The sequence below is a fragment of the Enterococcus sp. NPDC086594 genome (assembly GCF_044746145.1).
In the GTDB taxonomy this organism is placed as follows: domain Bacteria; phylum Bacillota; class Bacilli; order Lactobacillales; family Enterococcaceae; genus Enterococcus_D; species Enterococcus_D entomosocium.
This window is the reverse complement of the sequence record NZ_JBIVBP010000013.1, coordinates 63,561-88,288: the sequence shown is the minus strand read 5'-3', so window position 1 is coordinate 88,288 and position 24,728 is coordinate 63,561. Positions and strand designations below refer to the sequence as shown.

Genomic DNA, 24,728 nt, shown 5'->3' with positions numbered 1-24,728 from the left:
AATCATACTAGAGAACGATATGTTTTTTAATACCTAAAATGAAAATGGGACTGAAGAATCAATTCTGATTCATCAGTCCCATAAATTATAGAGCCTTTATTTTAAGAACATCGCATCGCCAAAGCTAAAGAAGCGATATCGCTCATCGATGGCATGCTGGTAGGCAGAAAGTGTTAGGTCGCGTCCTGCAAAGGCACTGACTAACATCACTAAGGTTGATTTTGGTAGGTGGAAGTTGGTAGAAAAAGCTTCCACGATTTTAAACTGATAGCCTGGCGTGATAAAAATACTCGTCCACCCACTATCGGCTTTGATTTGCCCATCAAACTTGGTCCCAATGGTTTCTAATGTACGGATCGAAGTCGTTCCGACTGCAACGATCTTGCCACCATTTGCCCGAACCTCGTTCAATTGTGCGGCAGCTTCTTCTGTCAAACGGTAAAATTCGCTGTGCATCTCATGATCAGCGATATTATCGACACTGACTGGACGAAACGTTCCTAAACCAACGTGCAAAGTCAGATAAACCAGCTTGACGCCTTTCGCTGCAATCTGCTCTAGCAATTCTGGGGTAAAATGCAAGCCGGCAGTTGGTGCGGCCGCTGAGCCGTTTTCTTTGGCATAAACCGTTTGATAGCGGTCTGGGTCTTCTAGCCGTTCTTTGATGTAAGGCGGTAACGGCATTTCGCCAAGCGATTCCAGAATCTCTAAAAAGATTCCTTTGTATTGAAAACGAATGATCCGGCCGCCGTGATCGAGCTCTTCTTCCACCACTGCCTCTAATCGTCCGTCGCCGAAGGTGATCTTCGTGCCGACTTTGGCTCTTTTGGCTGGCTTGATCAAGGTTTCCCACGTATCCCCTTCAATATTGTTCAGTAAAAGGATTTCCAGATGGGCACCTGTTTCTTGTTTTTCGCCATAGATACGAGCTGGTAATACCCGCGTATCATTCATCACCAAGGCATCCCCTGGTTCCAATTCATCAATGATGTTATAGAAGTGCTTGTCCTCAAATTTGCCAGTCTCGCGGTCAACCACTAATAAACGGGAACTTGAGCGATCACTTAATGGCGTTTGAGCGATCAGTTCTTCCGGTAAGTCAAAATCAAAATCTTCAGTTGTAAGCATGTTGTTCCTCTCTTCCCCTAAATTCTTCTCTATTCTAGCATGTTTTTATAAAAATTGAAAAAACAGCTTTTAATTCTGCCCTTTCTTAGAAAAAAATAAAGAGACTGCTGCTAAGGCCTTCAGCAAAAAAGCACCCCTTTTTCCAATGAAAAATAACGACATATTTTCGCTGCTTCTTTTCTCTATGCATCGCTCCTTAATTTGGACTTGCTTATGGCGCTATTTTCGTTTTTGTCTATACAATTATGAAAAAAATGGGCAGATTATTTGAATAACACGTGACTTTTCGGCATACTTAGTACAGATTATAAGCCATTATTCAGATTGCTTAAATAAAAATAGAGGTGACATCATGATTGAGTTTCAGCAGGTATCCAAAATTTACAAAGGTGGTAAAGTCGCTGTTGAAGATGTGAATCTTTCCTTTGAAAAAGGCGAATTCATTTGCTTCATCGGGACAAGTGGTAGCGGAAAGACGACTTGTATGCGGATGATCAACCGTATGACGGATCCTTCTAAAGGAAAAATCTTGATCAATGGAAAAAGCGTTACAGAGATCAACCCAGTGGAGTTACGCCGTCAAATCGGCTATGTGATCCAAAGCATCGGTTTGATGCCTCACATGACGATTCGGGAAAACATCACATTGGTTCAAAAATTGTTAAAAGTCAGCCAAGAAGAACGCAACAAAACTGCCGAGCGCATGATCGACTTAGTGGAATTGCCACGAGAAATGCTCGACCGTTACCCCAACGAATTGTCTGGAGGGCAACAGCAACGGATCGGTGTTGTCCGTGCCTTGGCAGCTGACCAAGATGTCATTTTAATGGATGAGCCTTTTGGCGCACTAGACCCAATCACTCGTGACTCCTTACAAGATTTGGTTAAAGACTTGCAAGAACGGCTTGGAAAAACCGTCGTCTTCGTTACCCATGATATGGACGAAGCATTGAAGCTTGCTAGCCGTATCGTGATCATGAGTGAAGGAAAAGTCATTCAATTTGATACACCAGAAAATATTCTGCAACACCCAGCAACACCGTTTGTGGAAGAATTGATCGGTGAAGACCGCTTGTTACAAGCAAAACCTGACACGACGCCAGTCAAAGACGTAATGTTAAATACCCCGATCGCTATCACACCAGAAAAATCCATACAAGAAGCGATTCACTTGATGCGGGAAAAACGGGTCGATACCTTGCTTGTTACCGACAATAGCAACGTGCTAAAAGGCTACATCGATGTCGAATCCATCGACCGCAACCGTGGCAAAGTTACTAGTGTCGGCGATATCTTGAACAAAGATGTCTTTTTCGTTCGCGAAACCGCCTTGTTGCGGGATACCTTGCAACGCATCTTAAAACGCGGCTTAAAATATGTCCCAGTAGTAGATGCCGACAAACATTTAGTTGGGATTTTGACCCGTGCTTCCTTAGTTGATATCGTTTATGACGTGATTTGGGGCGATGAGCCATCGATCATGGAAGCCATTGAGTCGGCGAAACCTGAAGAAACTGAGGAGGTCTAGCGCATGCAAAGCTTCTTTAATGAATATGGCGGCCAATTGGTCACCAAAAGTCTTGAACATTTGTATATTTCCTTTGCGGCTTTGCTCTTAGGGATTCTTGTTGCCGTACCGATCGGTGTGATCTTGACCCGTTTCCCCAAAGCAGCAACGATCGTGATCGGCATCACCAGTGCGTTGCAAACCGTGCCTTCTTTGGCACTATTGGCATTGATGATCCCGATTTTAGGTGTCGGAAAAGTCCCTGCTATCGTCGCTCTTTTCATTTATTCCTTGTTGCCGATTTTGCGAAATACCTACATTGGAATGAAAAAAGTCGATTGGAATTACCGCGATGTTGCCAAAGGGATGGGGATGACCAACTTGCAGTCGATCATCAGTGTGGAATTACCTCTAGCGATCCCAACGATCATGGCAGGGATCCGCTTATCGGCCGTGTATGTTTTAGCCTGGGCTACCTTGGCTTCTTACATCGGTGCCGGTGGACTTGGTGATTTGATCTTTAGCGGACTAAACAACTACCAACCGCCTTTGATTTTTGCTGGGACGATTCCAGTGACGATCTTTGCTTTATTAGCTGACTGGTTACTGGGTTTGTTAGAAAACAAACTGACACCAGCTGCCTTAAGGGGGGATGCGTAATGAAAAAAACTTCAAAATTAGCGCTGTTGTTTTCCTTAAGTGTCGCTTTACTGTCTGGCTGTTCCTTTCCCGGTTTAGCATCGACTTCTGATGAGAATACCGTGGCGATCACAGGCGGGATCACTTCCGAAGCCCAAATTCTTGGCGCGGTGGTTGCCGGTATGGTCGAACACTATACGGATAAAAACACAACCGTCATTAACAACTTAGCAACAACGACCATCAATCACCAAGCGATGATGAATGGCGATGCGTCGATCTCAGCTGCCCGCTACACAGGAACTGACTTGACCACTACGTTAGGGTTGGAACCAGAATCTGATCCGCAAGCCGCCTTTGACAAAGTCAAATCAGAATTTGAGAAACGATACCAACAGACTTGGTTCCCATCTTACGGCTTTGATAACACATATGTCTTTCTTGTCAGGAAAGACACTGCTGAAAAATACGGATTGGAAAAAGTCAGTGACTTGAAAGATGTCGCAGATCAATTGGTCGCAGGGGTCGATACCGCGTGGATCACACGGGTCGGCGATGGGTACGATGGCTTCCAGGAAGCCTATGGATTCTCTTTCCAAAATATCCTACCGATGCAGATCGGTCTCGTCTATGATGCTGTTGATAACGGAAAAATGGATATCGTTTTAGGGTACTCAACCGACGGCCGGATCGGCAGTTACGATCTCGTGATGCTAGAAGATGATCTAAACTTCTTCCCGCCTTATGATGCCGCACCGATCGTCGATGACAAATTATTGAAAGAAACACCTGAAATCGGCGATGCCCTGAACAAATTAGCAGGCAAAATTGATACCGAAAAAATGCAAGAATTGAATTACCAAGTGGATAATGACCTTCTAGAACCAACGGTAGTTGCCGAACGTTTCTTAGAAGAAAATAATTACTTCGAAGGAGAGTGACGAAATGGCAGACATGAATTTATTCCAACAATTTCTTTTCTATTTTCAAGAAAATGGCGGCTATGTTTTTGCCCAGTTCATTCGTCACTTCTTGATTTCAATCTACGGGGTACTTTTTGCCTCAATCGTCGGGATTCCAATCGGGATCTTGATTTCTAAAAAAATGCGTTTGGCAGATTGGGTGATTCGTTTCGCCAATATCATCCAGACGATTCCATCTTTAGCGATGATCTCGATTTTAATGATCGGCATGGGCTTAGGTGTGAATGTCGTGATTTTAACGATTTTCCTTTATTCTTTGTTACCGATCATCAAAAATACCTATACCGGCATGCGCCAAGTCGACCGCAATACGTTAGATGTCGGCAAAGGGATGGGGATGACTAGCTGGCAACGATTGTATATGATCGAATTGCCATTGTCTGTTTCGGTGATCATGGCAGGGATTCGAAACGCCTTAGTCGTGGCGATCGGTATCACCGCTATTGGGGCTTTCGTTGGTGCTGGTGGACTGGGGGACATCATCATCCGTGGAACCAATGCGACGGATGGTGCATCGATCATCTTAGCCGGTGCTTTACCAACTGCCTTGATGGCGATCATTACGGATCTTGGATTGAGCTTTATTGAACGCCGCTTAGATCCAGCCAGCCGTACGTCACGCTAAACTTATTTGCAAAAAGCAAAAGCCGTTGTGACCATTTATTGGTCGCAACGGCTTTTTGGGTTTGGTCATTTTTCAGAAAAGCATGCTTCAGACGCTTCCCTTCTTAGGTTTAACGCCCTGCTCTTTTTCGCTATTTATCCATTCCGTATACTTCGACTTCATAGATTCGGGCTGCCGAATCTGCTCCTTGTGTTGGTTTATCGATACTGATTTTTACATATTGCACCTTCTGGACGGCAAACGTATTGGTGCTATTGCCGGCTTCATTTTTCAACGTTCGTGAAACTGGCTCATAGTCTTTGCCATCTTCACTGACGAGCACCGTATACGCCCGCGTATTCATGTCTGGACCTTCTCCACCAGCCTCCGCATGAGCGAGGCGTACTTCACTGACCGTTTGTGGCCGACCGAGATCGATCATCAACTCATGAGGCGCATTGCCTGTCGCACACCACTTCGTACTCAAATCACCATCGAGGGCAAAAGCCGGTGCTTCGGCATCATTGACAAACGATGAAGCAGTTGCTTCGGCATCTTTTGAAAGCAGCAGCAACTCTTTCGGCGCATCAGCAGAAATCGTGATCAATCCCGCCATTTCCAGAGGGGTCTCTCCTGCTTCGTTTTTGGCAACAAGCGTGACTTTGTAGGTACCTGGTTCCGAATAGGTCACTTGGGGATTTTCTTCTGTACTGCTCGTGATATCGCCGCCTTCAAACGTCCATTCGAATGCTTCAGCATTCGCAGATGAGGTATTCGTGAAGGTGATCGTTTCCCCCGGTGCTGCCAAGGTTCTAGAGGCTGTAAAGGCCGCTTTTGGCAGCTGATTGTTCGGCCAAGTGATCTCCACCGTATCTGATAGCTTGCCACGATTGCCATAGCGATCCACTGCCACCACCGCGAACTTGGTTTTCGTCCCTTTTGGACGTTCAACGGCATTCAAATAGTGGTTGGTTGCTGGCGTAGCTGCTAAGAAAGAGCGTGAGCCGTCATCGTTCAATTGGTAGATCTCATAAACCGCAGCTGTCTTGTCCTTGGCAGCTTCCCACGTTAAACGGACACCCGCATAGTTGCCCTCTTCCTCATCAAAGAGCACATCCTCAACCGTCAATGCTTCGGCAGCGAATTTCTCCGCTTTCTGATCTCCGATCGTTAATTGCCCTAAATTCAATTCATAGACATCACTGGTTTCTTTCGTGGTTATGTCATAACCGATCGCTGTCACTTCTCCTTTGATGTCTTTCAATGAGTAGGTGATCGTCGTCCAGTCTGTTGCGACCTCTTTGTCTCCTTTGATTGTTTGTGTCGAACCATCGGCTAAGGTCACGACCAAATCAAGAGTTGTCGGTACCGTTGCTTTGACAGTCGTTGTTAGCTTCGTCTTTTTCGTCACAGGAAATGCTGTCTGATACAATGCCATGTGACTGGTACTGCCTTTTGTCATCTGTCCACGTAGTTTCAGTGCATTTCCGCCATTGTAGGCATCCGCATAATTGATTGATACAGCCAAATCATTATCTTTTCCATGATCAAAGACCCAACGATAGGTCGGCAAAACAGCTTGCAAGCTTCGGTTGTTCCAATTGCGGCTGGACACTTTTTCTCCGTCGATAAAATAGTTGTAGCCATTACCCAGACTAAAATTCGTCACAAAAGGCAGCTCTGTGATAGCGGTCTGTTCCAGGGCATACGTGGAGATTCCAGGCCACTCTGTCGCTTCTGGCAGCTGGCTTTCCCGAGGATCGCCCGTGTTATTGACCCAAAAAGCATTCTCTTTGCTTTGGAAATCATCCGGCGTACTAGCAGAAGAATAGGTCCAGCTAGGCACATACAGGCCCAATGAGGTATAAGGAACGCCTTTTTCATCCGTAAACAGATCCCAGCGCACAGGCGTTGCATAGCCATTTTCTTGTACATCGAACCCAGCAAAAAGATCGTAAGGATCGACACCGATTTCACGGGCTTTTTCATTGGAGGCCTTCAACAGCTCTTTGTCCGCCAATTTGTCAGTGGTCCACCAGAAATTCAAGAACATACTATCTGCCAATGGGTTCATCTCTGCATCCACTAAATAGGCTTTGTTCTTATCCGTCAACGCGTTTTGCCAATCCATTTTCCCATCACTCGTCATGGAATCATACCACATGATCTCTAAATGCTCGTCGGCTTGTTCTTTGAATTGGGCGATCAGTTCTTGCATCGCTTTGGCGTGGCTTTCATTTAGTCCTTTACCATCAGCCCCCGATTGTTCGACACCTTCCGCTGCATCATCAAAACTAGTGACCGCCGTATCGGTTTCTTGATTGATGAACCAGCCATCAAAGCCATACGTATTGGCAACTTCGATCATTTTTTCTACGATCGGAAAATTGCCGTCCTCATCCTTAGCTAAAAACGTATCTAGCCATTCCAACTTCCCACCATGGGCAGTTTGTGGAAAGAAGATCGTTCCTAAAACCGGCACGCCATTCCTATGAGCAGCATCCGTTACATCAGGACTTGGTGGTACGATAATCCCTTCGCCAGAAGAGCCGCCCCAATAAACCAATTGATCGATGTATTGCCAATAAGAAAAGACATTGGCATCAAAGGTATTGATCCCTCGTGGTGCATTGCCGCTCGTACTGCTATTCATGATCGAAAGCGCTACGACTTTGGTTTCTGCCGTTTGCGTGTCATTCATCTTCGGCAACGTCTCTTTAGCTGCCCGCTGCGCTAATGGAACAACGCTGGTATTATATTTCGCATCTGGATCTTTTTCAAAAGACCATGCCAACAAATCCTCTGGGAACCAATAAGACGACTCCGGTTGATTGTCCATCGCTTTTTCCAACGTACTTTTGGCTGTTTCTTGGTAAACGACTTTTCCAGTTGTCTTCGCCTCACTTTGGGTGCAGCCACCGATTGCCGTTGCCGCTGCCAATACCAACAAAGATACGCCAACTTTACTGATTTTCCTTGTCACACTTCTTCCTCCTTGTTTTACATAAACCCGCCAACATTCCTACACTAAAACGATAACGCTTTCAAAGATAGGAATATAGGAACAAATTAAAGAAATCATGCAACAAATCCAAGAAGGTTGAGTTTAGAAAAAAAAGAGCCTCCTTTTGGGGAAGCTCTTTGGCCCTGCTTACTTCTTACTCCTTTCCAACGAGCGGCAGCCAAACGCGCATTTCGCCTATGCCCCGATTGCCCCATAAATGGTATGGGATCAGTTGCCACGTACGAGGTATGACCGTTTCCGCTCGTTCTTCGTAAAGGGTTGTTCCCGACCATTCTTCGCTTTGGTAGCCTTTGATCGCCAAACGTAAAGTAGTTGGCAACAACGTATCCTCTTTCGCAAAGGTCGCCTCCAGCGCCTGTGGGTCGATGCGGCAACGCCAGAGTGCTTGACCATTGTCGGCTTCTTCTATGCAATACACGAAGGGGCCACGTTGCAATACGACTTGATTGATGTCTTGAATAACTTGAGGATTCGCACGCAAGATTTGCAATGGTTGTTCAAAACGGATATTGGCCGTCACGTTTTCGACTGCCTCAAAGATGATTGCCTCGTTCGTCTCCTGCCATTCGTGTTCACTATCGATTTGAAACTTACTTAGTCCGTTAGGTTTGTGGATGATGAGCGTCTTTGGAATGCCTTGATAGCGAATCGTGAGGTCCTCTGTAAAAGGAAACCCGCCCGTTTGTTCAAACGTAAATTGATCAGGTTCTTCTAAACGGCTTGCTACAAATAAATTCACGTAAAGCTTCTCTTGATCGCAAGTGTAAACCAAGCGCTGCAGCGATGCAACCATCCGTGCAAAATTGGGCGGACAACACGCACAACCGAGCCAATCGGGTCGTTGGGCTTTGACGTGACCTTTGCCAGGATTTTCTTGATCTCGTTGGGGATTGACCTCCAAAGGATTCACGTAGAAAAAGTGTTTGCCGTCAATTGCCGCACCAGAAAGGACGCTATTATACAACGCTCGTTCCATCGTCGCTAAATATTTTGGTTCATTGGTTAGTTTGAACAGCTCAAAAGAAAATTGGACCAATGCAATGGCTGCACAGGTTTCACAATACATCGTATCATTTGGCAAATCATAGGGACCGACAAAGGCTTCCCCGTGAACGGTTGAGCCGACGCCACCGGTCACATACATTTTCTTACAGGCGATGTCTTCCCAAATCGCTTCACAAGCGTCGATTAATGCTTGATCTTGGGTATGCTGGGCGACTTTTGCCATCCCGCTTGCCATATACAGCATTCGTACCGCATGACCTTTGGCTTCATGCTGCTTTTTAGGTTGATCGTAGGCTTGTAAATAGGTGAGGTCTACCCTTGGCGTTTCATCCGATAAGCCATCCGCTTGGTTTTTCAAGATTTCTTTTTCGTAAAAGGCAGGATCTTCCCCACGTACTTCAAGAAAGAAATCAGCGAATGTCAAATAGGTTTGTTTACCGGTGTATTCATACAAACGCACCAGAGCCAATTCGATCTCTTGATGGCCATCAGCACCTTGAATTTTTCCAGGCTCCCGCCCAAAATACGTGCAAATATTGGCGATATTTTTCTCTGCCACGGTCAGTAATTTATCCTTACCTGTTGCTTGATCATAAGCGATAGCCGCTTCGACTAGATGCCCCGCACAATAAAGTTCATGACTGAAATACAACTGACGGTATTTTAACTTCGGTCGAGTCAATTGAAAGAAGGTATTTAAGTAGCCATCCGCTTCTTGCGCCGCAGCAACTAAGTCAATCACTTCATCTACTGTCTTTTCCAATTGCGGATCGCTGGTATTCAACAAGCTATACCCAGCCGACTCGATCCATTTGTAGACATCGCTATCTTGGAAAAACCAGCCAAAATGTTCTCCTTCCATTTGCCCTGCAGCGATGCGAAAATTCGCCAAGGCATGGCTTTTCCCAGCTGGCAAATTAGGATCTTCCCGTTCTGCTTGAACATCTACATCGATTTCATCATTTAGGACTTGGTATTGGTAAGGAATCGTTTCTTTGCGAACAAGCTCTTGGTACCCTTGCCAAAACTCGTCCGTGAGCTGGATCTTGTTTAATGCGAATTCTTTCATTTCGTTCTCCTATTCTTTTATTTTGAGATTTTATGGTAAATGTACGAGCTTAGACAGTCGTATGCTTTTTTTCAGGTAAAAAGACATACGCATCTTTTTGTTTAAACAAATTAAGTTGAAAATAAACCAGCGGTGTAACACCAAATACGAAGAATAAACCCGGTAGTAGGTAGTAGCAACAGCTGATCCCGACCATAAGGACGAAAATTTGACCGGTCAATCCAGGTTTGCCAAGCATTAGAATCAAACTTTTTTTAAGCATGGGTTTCCAAGCTCGTTCGTGTTGAAAAAACCAAAAGAGATTGGCTAAAAAAAGGAGACTAATCACTATCAGAAGTTGGATCAACAAATAAACGGTTGTATCGGCTTCGGTAAAGACATAGTGTCTCATTAGCATCAAGTCAATCGAAAAAAGGGCTGTTAAAGGAAGTATAAAGAGTCCTAATCGATTCATTCTCCAAAAGTTTTTTCGAAAGCTTTTTGCAAAGGACTGAAACAATTTTATCGCATTTGCTTCTTGATATTTTTCATCATTGCAAAGTTCGTAAACCGCATTGGTTGCTGGCAATAGTCCGAAAAGAACTAAGCCGAATAAGGTAAACAGCAGCCAATAGCAATGCAACAGAAATAACAGTAAGCCTTTTTTCCCAATGCTCACATGTAAATCGACTAGCTTATTCATGTACTCACCCTTTCATTGCACCAATCATGACTCCTTTATCAAAGTATTTCTGTAGGAAAGGATAGATCACCAAAATCGGTAAGGTCGAAACAATGATGGCGCCATATTTGATCTGATCTGCATATTGTTGTCCGTAGCCATCACCCAAAGCGCCCGCACCACCTGCAGATGCTTGATTTGATAGTAAAATATCTCGCAGAACGATCTGTAAAGGTTGTTTTTCGTAGTCGCGAATAAATACGAGTCCTGTAAAGAAATCGTTCCAATGTTGGACCAAATAGTAAAGACCCACCACAGAAATGACTGCTTTGGATAGCGGTAGTGCTACAGTAACAAAAAATTTTGCATAGGAGCAACCATCTAGAGCGGCTGCTTCATAGAGACTATCCGGAATGCTTGTCTCAAAAAAGCTTCTTGCAATGATCAAATTATAGACATTGACTGCCGAGGGAATAATAAAGACCCACATACTATCGATCAACCCCACATCTCGATAAAGTAAATACGTAGGGATCAAGCCACCATTGAAAAACATCGTAAAGGTAAAGAGAAACATCAAAAGTTTTCGAGGTTTAAATTCCTTTCTTGATAAGGCAAAAGCTGCGGGTAAAGTAAAAATTAAATTGACCGCCGTTCCTCCTAACGTATAAATCAAGGTATTGCGATAGCCCGTCCAGATCCTAGCATCTTGTAAAATTTTTTCAAAACCAAAAAAGCTGATATTCCTAGGAAAGAGCGTGACTAATCCTTTAGAAACCATGTTGGAATCACTAATTGAAGCGATGACGACAAAAAAGAGCGGATAGACGACAATCAAAAAGATACTCAAGCAAAGTATGATGATCGCTAGGTTAAAAAGAAGATCTGATTTAGGTTTGTTTGTTAGTGATAGATTCATATAGCCACCCCTTTACCATAAACTACGGTTCGTGTATTTTTTCGAAAGACCATTTGCTAAAACTAAAAAGAGAAAATTAATGATGTTATTGAATAGCCCGATCGCTGTTGAATAACTAAATTGACTGTTTAAGATCCCAATTTTATACACATACGTAGAAATGACTTCTGAGACGCTCAAATTCAAACTATTTTGCATCAGGAAAATCTTCTCAAAGCCAGCATTTAAAACCCCACCCATATTCATAATCAACAAAATAACCATCGTTGGCACTAATGCTGGTATATCAACATGGAGGATTTTTTGAAAACGATTGGCGCCATCGATATCTGCTGATTCATAGAGTTGCGTATCGATACTCGAAAGTGCCGCTAAGTAAATAATGCTGTTCCAGCCACAGTGCTGCCAAACCTCAGAAATGACATAGACGGGCACGAACGTACTGTCGCTCCCCATTAAGTTGACAGAAGAATCCAAGTTCAAGAGGTTGACTAAAACACCTGTTTCTGGTGAAAGAAAGACTTGCAATATCCCTACCATCACGACCGTAGAAATGAAGTGAGGTAAATAAACCGCAGTTTGCATGACTTTTTTTCTTTTAGGGTTTCTGATTTGATTGATGATCAATGCCAATAAAATGGGAGCAATGAACCCAAAAATCAGCGTTGTCACACTGATCCGCAACGTATTGACTATCACGGTTTGGAACATCGGGCTTTCGAAAAATTGTTGGAAATACTTGAAACCGACAAATTCGCCACCAGTGAGTCCCTTCGTAAAATCGAATTCCCGAAATGCTAGTTGGATACCATACATTGGTATGTAATTAAAAACCAAAATGATCGCTAATGCCGGTAAAACCATCAACCATAGCTGCCATTGTCGACTGAAATGAGAAAGTAACCGATTATTTTTTTTCACGAGAACTGTGTCCATGATCTTCACTCCTTTGATAGATTTAGGTAAATGGCTGGTCTTTGTTATTCAAGCATGAACTTGCGATTGCTTTACTCAACTCTGACCAGCCTCACCACTCACTTAATTCCCGTAATATTGATCAAATCCTTTTTGAACGATCTCGATATTTTGATCTAAGCCGCTATTTTGCAAGGTTGTGACATATTGCTCCCACTCATCTTCAATGCCACCTTTTGTCACCCATTTAGCAAATTTTGTCATTGCTTCATTGAGGATCGTTGTATTGTTGTTTGCTAGTGTTGTGGCATCCTCATTACTAAATTTCAAGAGATTGAATGGTACTACTTGTTCTTCAGGAACGATTTTATCCACGTAAGGATGCAACACTTCATCTTGGACCTCATTCGCTTTCATATCTGCGCCAAGTTCGACATCAAGAGCGTCTGAAATATACATTGGACTATTGTCCGCCCAAGTTGTTGTCCACTTCCATGTCCCTGGATCGACATTTTCATCCGCAGGTGGCAAGACGCGGTAAGTGTCCCCCTCTTTTTCGATGTTAGTGCCCAATGACCCAAACAATGCTTGGATTCCGATTTCTGGATCGTATAGCGCATTGACGAATTTTAAGGCTCCGTCCATATTTTTGGTTTGAGAGGAAACAACGGCAAAGTTTACCCCATAATTAAGCGAGGTTTCATAGCTCCATGTCGGTTCCACTCCAGCTTTTTGAATCAATGGTGCCATTGATGTATATTGATCTGCTAACTGATTACCAAATCGGTCTGAAGCTTCCCAGCCCCAAGTAAAACCGACTTTTGCCGTCTCGCCTTCTCCTCTACCAGTGGACTGATAGGCACTATAATCTTGAGAAAAAGCCTTAGGATTAATCAAGCCAGCTTCCCAGCACTTGTTCAAAAATTCCACTGTTTCTTTGTAACGCTCATCAACAAAGAAGTTGCCTACCTGTCCATTTTCAGCAAAGTAGCCGGTATTTCCTCCTTCTGAAACAACGATACCCGTACTTGCTAAAAGCTGCATTGGTTGGAAATAGCCAAAACCGCCGGTTCCAACTGGACTCCAATCCATTGGAATTTCATCGCTAGCATCCCCATCTCCATTCGCATCGTTTTCTTTGAATGCGACCAACACTTCGAATAGTTCATCCCATGTTTCAGGTACGTCTAACCCAAGATTGTCCAGCCACGTTTGATTGATATATTGACGAGAAGCAGATTTAGGCCAAAAACGCTGGTATTTTGGTAAGCCATAGATCTCTCCATTCAGTTGAGTAGCAAGTGCTTTTGTTTCTGGTTTTTCTTCAAACATCTTTTGAACATTTGGCAGGGCATCTAAGTGATCAGATAAATCGGTGAACAAGCCAGGAAACTTCGCAAATTCCGCATCCGTCACAACATTTGGTCCCAGAATCAAATCGGGAATATCTCCAGAAGCCAACATTGGGGCTTTTTTCTGATCCCAATCAGCGGAAACTTCCTCCCACTTTATGGTCAGCTCAAGTTCTTCTTCTAGTTTGTTCAACCACTCAATATCTTTGTTCTTTTGCGTCAAGCCATGCTTTACCACTAACACATTTAACTGGTTGCTTGACGACTCTCCATCTCCCTCACTTGAAGATCCTCCCCCGCATCCAGAGAGCAATCCGATCAATGCTGCGGAACAAAACACCAAACCTAATTTTTTCATTTTCTCATCCCTTTCACTCTTGTTACACTAAGTATAACGTCGAAAATGAAAACGCTTTTATTAACAATTTTTACTTCTACTCTCTTTTTTTTACTCGCCAACCATTTTTACATGATTCGCTTCATTCATAGTCCATAATGTTGCGGTTAAACTGATATGGAGAGATTCCTACACGTTCTTTAAAAACACGGAAAAAATAATTATAGTTCGCAAATCCGCTTTGCCTTGCGACTTCATTGACACTACAAGACGAGATACTCAACAATAATTTTGCATAATCGATCCGCAACTCAGACAAGTATTTTGAAAAAGACTGTCCCCATTGCTGCTTAAACACCCTACTTAAATAGGAATAATTTAAATCAATCGCTTCGGCGCAGGTCTGCAAGCTGATCGGTTCTTTGAAGTGTTGATGAAGATAAAGAATACATTTTTTTACCGGCTCGTCAACAGGCTTAAAGACTTCTTTTTGGAAATTTTTTACACTTAATGAAATGGCTTCAAAAAAATCTGCTTCGATTCTTAGTAACGTATCGAACTGTTGATAATAATTGATTTGAATCATCGTTTCCATCGGCTGTCTAAAGCTATTACTCATCGCTAAACTGATTTGAAAATCAATTTGTGCAATTAGCTCTAAGGCCAGCGAACGTGCGACCCGTTTTTCTCTTATATACTCAAACAGTTTTTTACTATAATATTCGATGTTTTCTGGTTCGATGTATTTGGTATAAAAATAGATTTTTTTCAGATACAAAGCGATCTCATGCTGTTGAAAGACGTTTTTACTGCATTCTTGGCTTGAAAAATGCAGCAACTCATTCGGACGTGAAAAAAAGAGTAAATCTGAGATTCGTTCATCGCTCTTAAATAGTTCTAATACCTCCGACAGTTGATTGCTTACTGGGGATCGCAGGAGAAAAAGTTCAACATCTAGTAAGCGCTTAGCAGCATGGTAGCACTTGGTTTTGATCGTTTCCAAGTAATCATTGATCGCTTTATAGGATTTGATTTTTGCAAACGAGTAAAGCATAAAAAGCTTCCCATCATCAGTCACGAAAGAGAGCATTTCTATGGTTTCTTTCTTTGTGTCTAAAATCAATTGCTCTAAAACAGCGCTCACTTTTCGTTTATACTTTTCTTTGTCCCAAACATTTTTGCTGATAGAGATAGGTATCATAACAAGTCCTACCATTTTTTCAGTTACAAAATGCGGATACTGTTGCATCAAGAAGCTTGTATTTCCATGAAAAAAGTCTCGTAGAGAGGGTGTCTCGTAAGCAGGCGCAGCCATTGGCTCGTCTGTAAAAAAATTGATTTTTTTCAGCGCTTCCGAAATCACTTCCTCGCTCAATTCATGTTTCAAAAGATAGTCAACGACCCCATATTTCATGCTACCACTCGCATAATTAAAGTCGGCGTAGCCACTCATCACGATCACTTTAGTCGTGCGATCGATCAGTTCCAATTGTTCTAAAAAGGCTAAGCCATTCATAATTGGCATATTCATGTCTAAAAAAATGAGATCTACAGAATAAATCTCCAAATAATTTAACAACTCGTAAGGATTTGCCGTACTGAGTACAATTTCAAATTGAGGGAAATTTTGTAAAATAGTACTTATTTTGTTGCGTGAAATCAACTCATCATCTAAGAGGGCTATTTTCTTCATCGTCTTTTTCTCCAATCATAGGAAGCTCAATAATGACTCGGGTGTAAACCCCTAACTCTGTTTCATATGTGATCCCATAGTCTGGACCATAGTAGAGCTTGATTCGTTTATCGATATTATGGATACCAATTTTCGAATAGTGTTTTCCATTGCTTTTTTCTCGCTCGTTTATCTGTTTTATCGCTTCTTCTGTTAGTCCATTGCCATTATCTTCAACCATTAAACAAAGCTTATCTCCCTTTTTTTCTCCACTTATTTTTATTTGCCCTTTTTCGCTATTCGTTCCAACAAAATTGTGCAAAATGCTATTTTCAACAATGGGTTGCAAAATAAATCGAAGGATACGGCAAGATAAAATCGCTGGATCAAGCGCCCAATGAACATCAAAGCTATCAATATAGGCAACTTTTTGGATGGACACATAGCTTTTGACATGGGCTACTTCTTCAGACAAAGGAATCAAGTCTTGTCCCTTATACATCGTGGCATGCAACAATGATACAAGTGATTTCGAAAGATGGGCAATATTGTTAGCCTGTTGTAATTCAGCCATCCAGGTAATCGAGTTTAGCGTATTGGACAGAAAATGGGGGTTGATTTGAGCTTGTAGAAAGTCGATTTCAATTTCTTTTTTCTCTTTTTCTCTGGCTTTATTTTCTTCCATTAAAGTATTGATATTGGCAACCATCGAATTAAAGACTATACTCATTTGTTTTAATTCGTCATTTCCTTGAATCTCAACAGTGGTCGATAAGTCCTTATTCTTGACCCGCTCCATTGCTTGGTTTAATTGATCGATTCGTTTCGACAGTTTTAATATAATCAGCGTAGCCACAAAAATACTCATGCTGACGATCACGATACACAGGAAAATCATCAGTCGCAAATTCTGTGTCAACGGTCCCAAAAATGGTTTTTTGGGGAGATGGAGATGAAACCACGCTTCGACTTCTTCACTATAGAATGATTTCTCATACAAATTGGCTTGGTCTTCATCAATGGTGCCAACTTCAGCAAGCACCGTTTGCTTTTGATCTAACAAGGCGATCTGCGTCCCAGCTGGGAGGTTTTCTAATTGATCATTAAGAAACTCGCTTGTATGAAGAAATCCCACCAAGTGCCCTAGGACTACTTGCCCGACTTTGATTCCATTTTTGATATAAACAGTCGAATCATCAATTTCTCTTGCATAAGCGGCCTCATTGGTGTAACCAATCAACGTTTCTTCAACAACTGGATCAACTAACCCAAACGACATCAACCGATTTTCTTTGGAATAAATCGCCATTCCCAGCAAATAAGGTTGAAATTGATACAATGGTTCCACGATCTCCTTCAATTCCATGGTCAGTTTGATGCTCTCAAAGGTGTCTCTCGTAATCCGTGGTTGTTCACTGGCCTCTTTCAACGTGTCGTAGCCATCCATAATCAATTTATAATTGATATGATTAAGATCCGTACTGATCGTATGGATATTACGTAAAATAGAGACCTCGATCTCTTTCGCTTGGATCTCCATATTTTTATCAATGATCTTATTCGCGGTATTAGAAAAAAAGAGAATGATCAGTGACGAAGTAACGACATTCGCAATAATGATCGTTACCATAAGTTTCATTTTTATCTTCAATCGCTTCACACTTTCTAACTATCTGTCTTTACTTCATTCTTAAAAAAGCTGTATGTTCCCCCAATATATGTTGTCCTGCTTCTTCTTTGATTTGATGGGTGTAGATTTGACGATAAACTTTAGGACTCATGCCTTTTTTCTGTTTAAAGGTATTGGTAAAGTGCTGCCTACTGTTGAATCCTGCTTGAGCGGCAATTTCGACGATTGGCAGCTGACTATTGCTTAGTAAAAATGCTGCCTGCTTCAGACGCTCACTGGTGAGAAAATGGTTGACCGTCACTCCCAGTTGCTCATGAAAGAGTTTATGCAAGTAGGCTTTCGTAATCCCCACAGCCGCTGCGATTTGGGAGACTTGAATATCTTCATCAAAATGCTGTTGAATATAGTTGACCGCAGCGTTCACATAGCAATTGCCCCGTTTGGTTTCTTTCGTACGTAATGAAAAGGCTAATTCCATCAACATCCGCTTAAACAAGAGCTCGATCGTAAATTGCCGTTCAGCAGACGGTTGCTCTTGAGTATCATCGATCATTAGCAGCTGCAGCAATGACTTGATCGCTTGTCCAAATTGGCGGACATCGCGACTTTTCGCGTAAGGCTCATTCAATTGTACATTTCCTTTGATGTATGCAAAAACATCACGAACACAAAGGCCGGACGGTGTCTCACTCAGAAGAAATTCAATATTCAGTAAGGTGCAGGAATCTCCTTCAACGAGTAAGGCGTGTTCCACAAACGCGTTTATGAAAACGAAATCATTTCTTTCCAGAACAATTACTTGATCTTGCACCTTTATCTTACACTTCCCTTTGGTCACAAACATGATCTCACACGCTGGGTGTTGATGTGGATCCATGGAAAAACGCTCAAGGGCAACACTATAGTATGCTGTAATCTTCGCATAGTTTGTTTCTTGTGGAAACACCATTGATCAACTCCTTTTTCATTCGTTGACGATTTCTTTCTTTTTTATTTCTAGTAGACAAAACTTTCCCTCTCTTTTTTATTGCTTACTATACTATAAGAAAAACGTACTAGGAGGAAATCGATGTCTTTTTTACATTTTGCACAAACACCCCCAATGGGATGGAATTCTTGGGACTGCTATGGCGCTTCTGTGACCGAAGCAGAAGTGATCGCCCATGCCGATTTTATGGCAGAGCATTTGAAAGCTTATGGTTGGGAGTATGTCGTCGTGGATATTCAATGGAGCGAACCAGAAGCAAAGTCTACAAGGTACAATGATTTTTATCCGTTGTGTATGGACGACTATTCTCGCTTGATTCCTGCTGAGAACCGTTTCCCTTCAGCAAAAGATGGCGCTGGTTTCAAAAAACTTGGTGACTATCTGCATCAAAAAGGGCTGAAGTTTGGTATCCATATCATGCGCGGCATTCCACGACAAGCAGTTCATCAAAATACGCCGATCAAAGGAACGGATAAACGGGCACGGGACATTGCTATGAATTCAATCTGCCCTTGGAATTCCGATATGTATGGGGTCGATGTTTCATTGCCTGAAGGACAGCTTTATTATGATTCTTTGCTCGAATTATATGCTTCTTGGGGTGTTGACTTTATAAAGGTGGATGATATCGGCGATTCGAAAATTTACGGTGATGCCCATAAAGCAGAAATCAAAGCGATTCGCCGTGCAATCGATCGATCCGGTCGAGAGATCGTCCTTTCTTTGTCTCCCGGACCAGCTGCCCTCAAAAATGGTAGTTTCTTTCAAAATCATGCCAATATGTGGCGCTTGACGGATGACTTTTGGGATCATTGGGACGCCCTTTACGCCATGTTTGACCGAGCAGCAGAGTGGGCACCTTTCGTTCGTCCAGGTAACTGGCCTGACTGTGATATGCTACCGTTGGGTCATATCGGCATTCGAGCAGTTGATGGAGGCGGTGGTGACAGCTGGACACGTTTTACGGAAGACGAGCAATACTTATTGATGAGTTTATGGACGATCTTCCAATCTCCATTGATGTTTGGTGGTACTTTACCAGACATCGATCTCTTTACCTTACGTTTATTGACGAATACTGAAGTCTTAGAAATGTATCGAAGAATTTATACGAAAAAAGAGTTCTATCGTGATCAAGAGTGGATCATTTGGGAGGCGTTGAGCGACACAGCAGTCTACTATGCCATTTTCAATGTTTCTGATCAAACGCAAACCATCCCAAAATCGATCGCTGCTTTACTACCAATTAAAAGCGGCACTGAGTTATGGCAACAAAAAGAACAAACAATTGCCAATGCTGAGGTTCCTACTCATGGTGTCTTGTTACTCAAAAGCCCATTACAATAGTCCTCTCAATGAAAGCAACACAATGTGCCGAGCACATTGTGTTGCTTTTCTATTCATATTGTTCTTACCCTCTCAACAAGGTACCTACCAGTCTTACAAACAACTGACCGTAACCATTTCCAGCCTATACTTCATGAATCAAGTAACTCTGTTTTCCCTCTCGCAAAAAGATTGGTAAGGAATCAATTTGTGCCTGTGCGACAATCCATTGTCCACCTTCATAGATAGTTCCATCTCGAGCATCGGTCCATTTTGCTCCTGTTGGCAAATATACCTCACGCTCAGTAGCATGCGCTACAACGATGGGCGCCACTAGAATATCAGAACCATAGAGATACTGTGTTGTCAGTTCCCATACCTGGCGATCCTCTGGAAATTCATAAAAAGTTGGTCGAATGACTGGCGTTCCTTTTTCATGAGCTGCGCGCATCAATTCACGCGAGTAGTCCCGCATCAATTCACGAATTCCAATAAATTTTTTCATAATCTCATAGTTCTTTTCCCCAAACGCCCATATTTCGTTAGCTGCTCCGGTTTGCTCTGTTTCTTCACCATCTGCTTTGAAGATTTTTTTATGGGGAGTACGTGAACCGTGCAATCGCATGACTGGACAAAAAGTCCCGTATTGAAACCAGCGGATCAATAAATCTTGAAAATCTAGACTTGTCACAGAACCACCATGAAATCCGCCGATGTCACTTGTCCACCACGGGATGCCTGCTAACCCCATTTGCATGCCAGCAACGATTTGGTTGCGAAAGTCTTGGTAAGTCGAATGAATATCGCCGGACCAAACCAATGCCCCATATCGTTGGCTGCCCGCCCAAGCACAACGAACCAATTTGATTGAATGTTCTTTTTGTGAGGAAGCTTCTCCCTCATCAAAACCACGAACATACTCACGGGGATAAATGTTGCCTTTTTGCAACACACTCCCTACATAATAACGATAGGAATCATAGTCATACGTACCAAATTCTGGTTCAGCCTCATCCAACCAAAACAAGCGAATGCCGTTATTGACATAATTTTTTGATACTTTCTCCCAGACATAGTTTCGAGCTTTAGGATTTGTTGGATCATAAAAGATGTTATTCCCATGAAACAACATCTGTACATCAATGCCGCGATCCGTTTTGACTAATAAGCCTTGTTCTTTCATCTCTTGAAAATTCTCACTACGCGTGTCGATTTGGGGCCAGATCGATACCATTAGCTCGATTCCATATTTATCTCGTACTTCTTCTGCCATCGCCTTGGGGTCTGGAAAGAAATTTTCATCAAAGCGAAAATCACCACAGCGCGGCCAATGATAATAATCGATCACTAGTACATCAACGGGAATGTTCCGCTCTTTGTGTTCCCTAGCGATCGCCACTACTTCCGCTTGTGTCGCATAGCGAAGTTTACATTGCCAAAATCCTAGGCCATATTCGGGCATCATAGGTGCCCGTCCTGTCACTTGGCTAAATTGTTCTTCGATTTGAGCTGGTGTCTCTCCAGCAGTGATCCAGTAATCCAATTGCTTCGTACTTTCGGCACGCCATTCGGTCGTATTTTTACCAAAAGAGACCGAACCGATTGCTGGATTGTGCCAAAAAAAGCCGTATCCTTTGTTTGATAAATAAAAGGGGATCGAAGCTTGTGAATTTCGATGCGCTAATTCTAAATTACACCCTTTTAGATCAAAAATATCCTGTTGATATTGCCCCATACCATAGATTTTCTCCTCACGATTGGCTTCGAAAGTAGCTTTTAGTTGAAAATCTCCTCCAATAATCGACTTAAAAAACCGCGCCTTCTTCAAGAGCGCACCGCCAGATGCTGCCTCTTTCAAAATCACTTCGCCTTTTTGATTGTAAAAAGTGATCTTGCCATAGTTGTTCCAGCCTGCGTCTTTGGTGACTACTGCGTGGATTTTTCCATTACCGATAGCTCCTACATCCCCCTCAATCGCAACCTCGGCCTTAGAATCTTGTGTTAATAATGCACAGCAGGATAAATCTAGTTCACCAGACGGTGCACTCACCACCCGCAAACTGTTCGTGCCCCAAGCAATAATACGCACGACTTCATTTCCATTTTGAAATTCGAGGTAATTCTCACCTATTGAAAAAAACGACATTTTTGAACCCTCCTTTTTTTCAGTATAGCTGGATTACAGAGGGCTATCCTTCGATTTTATGGCGTGTTCTATCGTAATCATGTCATTTTTCCGATATTGTGTAGGAGTCTCACCAAACATCTTTTTGAAGCACACAGAAAAATGATTACTATTACAAAAACCGATAGCTTGAGCGATCGCCACCATGGTCAAATCAGTCTCTCGCAACAATTCTGCCGATCGGATCAAGCGATAATGATTTAGATAAGCCATTGGGGAAGTTCGAAATGATTGCTTAAAAAATCGTGTGAATTGCTCTTTACTTAAGGAAACAGAATCGGCCAAATCTTGCAATTGGATCATTTCATGATAATTAGTATGAATATAAGATAAAACCATTTTTTCCCGTTTTTCTTGGAGGCGCTCGCTTGATTTTTTTGCTGGCTGGTCAGTCCCAACTTCTAATAGATATGACAAGAGTTGGATAACGATCCCTTTCAGACGTAATTCACGATAGGACGATTTCCCCATAAAGCATTGATCAAATAGTTGAAACAAGCTGAGACTTTGTTGACTTTTATCTGGAAAATCCACATAAGAAGTAACACATTCTTGTATCAAAAAAGGATCGATTTGTTGGCTTTGAATTCTATCTGATTGCCGACTCGTAATTAATTTTTCAGAAAAAACGATACATGAAAAACGGCAGCTTTGTTGTGCGATTCGATAGGCAGTGTGTAAAGTATTGGGAGGAATCAGTACGATCGTATTTGCTTTAATCTTGCGTGAGACTCCATTAACGACTAATTCTAGCTGTCCTTGATGGACACATAAAATTTCGATTTCTTTATGCCAATGTGGCACAAAAAAGAATTCTCGCCAAACACTCACTAAATTAGGATAATATGCTAATGGGAAATCTTCCGTGCCATGATTCGCAGCTTCATAATAAGTAAGCGCTGCGGGTTGATTTATTTTCATTGAATCACTCGCTCACTTTCCACTTTATTAACATTGTTTTTCGTTTTATCATAGCGTATCTACAACGTTTATGTAAGCGTAATCGAAAAAATGTTTTATCTGTTGATCCTTCTGACCAATTGAAACAAACAGGACAGCTACTTGACGAGCTGCCCTGTTTGTTCCCACATTCCTGCAGGACAGTTTTTCTTAGCTAAATTTGCGCGAAACCGATAAAAGCAGCCGCATTTGGTACAGGTATGATTCAATCGCAATGGACAAGTCTCACAAACAACGATTCTCCTACTGACGATCTCCGGCGAAGCCAAGTCGCTTTCTAAAGAAAGTTGTTCTGCAATCAAGGATTCAATGTCTTCCTGTGCTGCTGCCGCAGCATCTTTCACTTCGCATCCTTTACAAGTCATGGGATCAGACTGTCAATGAGATCGTTAGAACACTCATTGCTGGCACCCGCAAGCTGACTTTGTTCTCTTCAACATTGTAAGCGGTGAAGTCTTGGATCACCACATCTTCAGGATGATCAAAATCATTGTGTGCGTTCATTTTGTTTCCCACGATATAACGAGCTTCTTTCACTTCATTGATCGCTGTTTCAAGGGAGAAGGATAATTCTTCCGTGCCTTGGGTAGCAAAATTACAAACCGATAGATGGATCGTATCTTCTTTTTTCGAAATCGTATACGTAATGGTATCGCTGCTGGTTCCATGGCTATCAATGGTTTCAGCATCTTGATGGACTTTGTACAAATCAAAGACATGATAGCTTGGGGTTTTCACCATTTGTTCGCCATCTGTCAAAATCATCGCCTGCAGGACGTTGACGGTTTGTGCGATATTTGCCATATGCACTCGCTTGGCATGTTTATGGAAAATATTCAAGGTGATCGCTGCGACCATGGCATCACGGATCGTATTTTGTTGGTATAAGAAGCCTGGATTCGTACCAGGTTCTGCTGAGAACCAAGTGCCCCATTCATCAACAATGATTCCCACACGCTGTTCTGGGTCATACTGGTCCATAATCGCGCTGTGGCGGGTCAATAATTCATCCATGTAGGCTGCTTTTTCACAGGTCACTTGCCACTCTGCCTCATCAAATTCCAAGGCGCTACCTTTTTCTTCCCAGCCTTGCGGATGAACGTAGTAGTGCAAGCTTAGGCCGTCCATCAACCAATGGGCGTTTTTCATCAGCGTTTCTGTCCAATGATAGTCTGCGACATTCGCTCCGCCGGCGACTTTGTAGATTTTTTTGTCGCCGTATTGGCGGACATAGGTTTGATAGCGGCGATACAGATCCGCATAATACTCTGGCCGCATATTGCCGCCGCAGCCCCAGTTTTCGTTTCCTACGCCAAAAAATTTCATTTCCCACGCTTCTTCATGGCCATTTTCTCTGCGAAGATCAGCCATCGGAGAAATGCCATCCATCGTGATGTATTCCACCCATTCCGACATTTCTTGCACCGTTCCGCTGCCGACATTGCCGTTGACATACGCGTCACATTCCAGCTGCTTGATCAATTCAAAAAATTCATGGGTCCCGAAATGATTGTTTTCAGTCACGCCGCCCCAGTGAGTGTTGACCATCGTTTTGCGGTTTTCTTTAGGTCCAATTCCGTCTTTCCAATGGTATTCATCGGCGAAGCAGCCGCCTGGCCAACGCAGCACCGGGATTTGAATGTTTTTCAGTGCTTCAACCACATCGATCCGCATCCCATTTTTATTTGGGATCGACGAATCTTCTCCAACGTATAATCCTTCATAGATACAACGGCCTAGATGCTCTGCAAAATGACCGTAGATATATTTACTGATCGTTGTTCCTGATTTTGTGTTTTGAATGTTAATCGTCATTGTTATAC

The 24,728-nt window shown here is 42.7% G+C and carries 19 protein-coding genes; 5 read left to right on the top strand and 14 right to left on the bottom strand.

Going from position 1 to position 24,728, the window contains the following annotated elements; all coding sequences use genetic code 11:
* Nucleotides 1–96 precede the first annotated feature (96 nt).
* A complete protein-coding gene (gene queA, locus ACIPK1_RS14950; protein ID WP_008376077.1) occupies nt 97–1,128 on the bottom strand; it encodes a tRNA preQ1(34) S-adenosylmethionine ribosyltransferase-isomerase QueA in 1,032 nt (343 codons plus the stop codon).
* Between the two features lie 352 nt (nt 1,129–1,480).
* On the opposite strand from queA, the gene ACIPK1_RS14945 reads away from it, so the two are divergent.
* The 4 genes from ACIPK1_RS14945 to ACIPK1_RS14930 are packed head-to-tail and all read left to right on the top strand — an operon-like array spanning nt 1,481 to nt 4,882.
* Nucleotides 1,481–2,656: a betaine/proline/choline family ABC transporter ATP-binding protein gene (locus ACIPK1_RS14945; RefSeq protein ID WP_008376079.1), complete on the top strand. Its 1,176-nt coding sequence runs from the start codon at nt 1,481–1,483 to the stop codon at nt 2,654–2,656.
* A 3-nt stretch (nt 2,657–2,659) separates the two neighbouring features.
* Complete coding sequence (locus tag ACIPK1_RS14940) at nt 2,660–3,295, top strand: ABC transporter permease (protein ID WP_005227319.1); 636 nt, start codon at nt 2,660–2,662, stop codon at nt 3,293–3,295.
* Nucleotides 3,295–4,215: an osmoprotectant ABC transporter substrate-binding protein gene (locus tag ACIPK1_RS14935; protein ID WP_008376082.1), complete on the top strand. Its 921-nt coding sequence runs from the start codon at nt 3,295–3,297 to the stop codon at nt 4,213–4,215. Before ACIPK1_RS14940 ends, ACIPK1_RS14935 begins: the two co-directional genes overlap by 1 nt.
* Before the next feature lie 4 nt (nt 4,216–4,219).
* A complete protein-coding gene (locus ACIPK1_RS14930) occupies nt 4,220–4,882 on the top strand; it encodes an ABC transporter permease (RefSeq protein ID WP_005227316.1) in 663 nt (220 codons plus the stop codon).
* 130 nt (nt 4,883–5,012) lie between these two features.
* On the opposite strand, the gene ACIPK1_RS14925 is transcribed toward ACIPK1_RS14930, so the two are convergent.
* From ACIPK1_RS14925 to ACIPK1_RS14885, 9 genes are all read right to left on the bottom strand, one after another.
* Nucleotides 5,013–7,844, bottom strand: coding sequence for a discoidin domain-containing protein (locus ACIPK1_RS14925; protein WP_400451268.1), 2,832 nt, complete (start codon nt 7,842–7,844; stop codon nt 5,013–5,015).
* Nucleotides 7,845–8,019: 175 nt separating this feature from the next.
* On the bottom strand, nt 8,020–9,960 hold the full coding sequence (locus tag ACIPK1_RS14920; protein WP_086299057.1) for a glycoside hydrolase family 127 protein: 1,941 nt from the start codon (nt 9,958–9,960) through the stop codon (nt 8,020–8,022).
* Nucleotides 9,961–10,009: 49 nt separating this feature from the next.
* The gene (locus ACIPK1_RS14915) at nt 10,010–10,642 is read right to left on the bottom strand and encodes a DUF624 domain-containing protein (protein ID WP_086299056.1); all 633 of its coding nucleotides are present in this window, start codon (nt 10,640–10,642) and stop codon (nt 10,010–10,012) included.
* A 4-nt stretch (nt 10,643–10,646) separates the two neighbouring features.
* Entirely contained in the window at nt 10,647–11,540 is an 894-nt protein-coding gene (locus tag ACIPK1_RS14910; protein ID WP_016609627.1) for a carbohydrate ABC transporter permease, read from the bottom strand.
* A 12-nt stretch (nt 11,541–11,552) separates the two neighbouring features.
* Complete coding sequence (locus ACIPK1_RS14905; RefSeq protein ID WP_016609626.1) at nt 11,553–12,476, bottom strand: sugar ABC transporter permease; 924 nt, start codon at nt 12,474–12,476, stop codon at nt 11,553–11,555.
* Nucleotides 12,477–12,578: 102 nt separating this feature from the next.
* Nucleotides 12,579–14,165, bottom strand: a complete 1,587-nt coding sequence (locus ACIPK1_RS14900; RefSeq protein ID WP_086299055.1) for an extracellular solute-binding protein — start codon at nt 14,163–14,165, stop codon at nt 12,579–12,581.
* A 121-nt stretch (nt 14,166–14,286) separates the two neighbouring features.
* The gene (locus tag ACIPK1_RS14895) at nt 14,287–15,837 is read right to left on the bottom strand and encodes a response regulator (RefSeq protein ID WP_086299054.1); all 1,551 of its coding nucleotides are present in this window, start codon (nt 15,835–15,837) and stop codon (nt 14,287–14,289) included.
* Nucleotides 15,812–17,455, bottom strand: a complete 1,644-nt coding sequence (locus ACIPK1_RS14890; RefSeq protein WP_400451266.1) for a sensor histidine kinase — start codon at nt 17,453–17,455, stop codon at nt 15,812–15,814. The genes ACIPK1_RS14895 and ACIPK1_RS14890 overlap by 26 nt, the downstream gene beginning before the upstream one ends.
* A 40-nt stretch (nt 17,456–17,495) precedes the next feature.
* The gene (locus ACIPK1_RS14885; protein ID WP_060792630.1) at nt 17,496–18,395 is read right to left on the bottom strand and encodes an AraC family transcriptional regulator; all 900 of its coding nucleotides are present in this window, start codon (nt 18,393–18,395) and stop codon (nt 17,496–17,498) included.
* Between the two features lie 120 nt (nt 18,396–18,515).
* On the opposite strand from ACIPK1_RS14885, the gene ACIPK1_RS14880 reads away from it, so the two are divergent.
* Nucleotides 18,516–19,781 (top strand): glycoside hydrolase family 27 protein, encoded by a 1,266-nt coding sequence (locus ACIPK1_RS14880; protein ID WP_101698805.1) that lies wholly within the window; start codon nt 18,516–18,518, stop codon nt 19,779–19,781.
* Between the two features lie 124 nt (nt 19,782–19,905).
* Here ACIPK1_RS14880 and ACIPK1_RS14875 read toward each other — a convergent pair whose 3' ends face one another.
* The 4 genes from ACIPK1_RS14875 to ACIPK1_RS14860 all read right to left on the bottom strand — a co-directional run bounded on the left by ACIPK1_RS14875 (nt 19,906) and on the right by ACIPK1_RS14860 (nt 24,720).
* Nucleotides 19,906–21,906, bottom strand: coding sequence for a TIM-barrel domain-containing protein (locus tag ACIPK1_RS14875; RefSeq protein ID WP_086299052.1), 2,001 nt, complete (start codon nt 21,904–21,906; stop codon nt 19,906–19,908).
* 33 nt (nt 21,907–21,939) lie between these two features.
* Nucleotides 21,940–22,866 (bottom strand): AraC family transcriptional regulator, encoded by a 927-nt coding sequence (locus tag ACIPK1_RS14870; RefSeq protein WP_086299051.1) that lies wholly within the window; start codon nt 22,864–22,866, stop codon nt 21,940–21,942.
* A gap of 137 nt (nt 22,867–23,003) precedes the next feature.
* Nucleotides 23,004–23,270, bottom strand: a complete 267-nt coding sequence (locus ACIPK1_RS14865) for a DUF6171 family protein (RefSeq protein WP_005232191.1) — start codon at nt 23,268–23,270, stop codon at nt 23,004–23,006.
* Nucleotides 23,271–23,274: 4 nt separating this feature from the next.
* The gene (locus ACIPK1_RS14860; protein ID WP_086299050.1) at nt 23,275–24,720 is read right to left on the bottom strand and encodes an alpha-N-arabinofuranosidase; all 1,446 of its coding nucleotides are present in this window, start codon (nt 24,718–24,720) and stop codon (nt 23,275–23,277) included.
* Nucleotides 24,721–24,728: the final 8 nt, after the last annotated feature.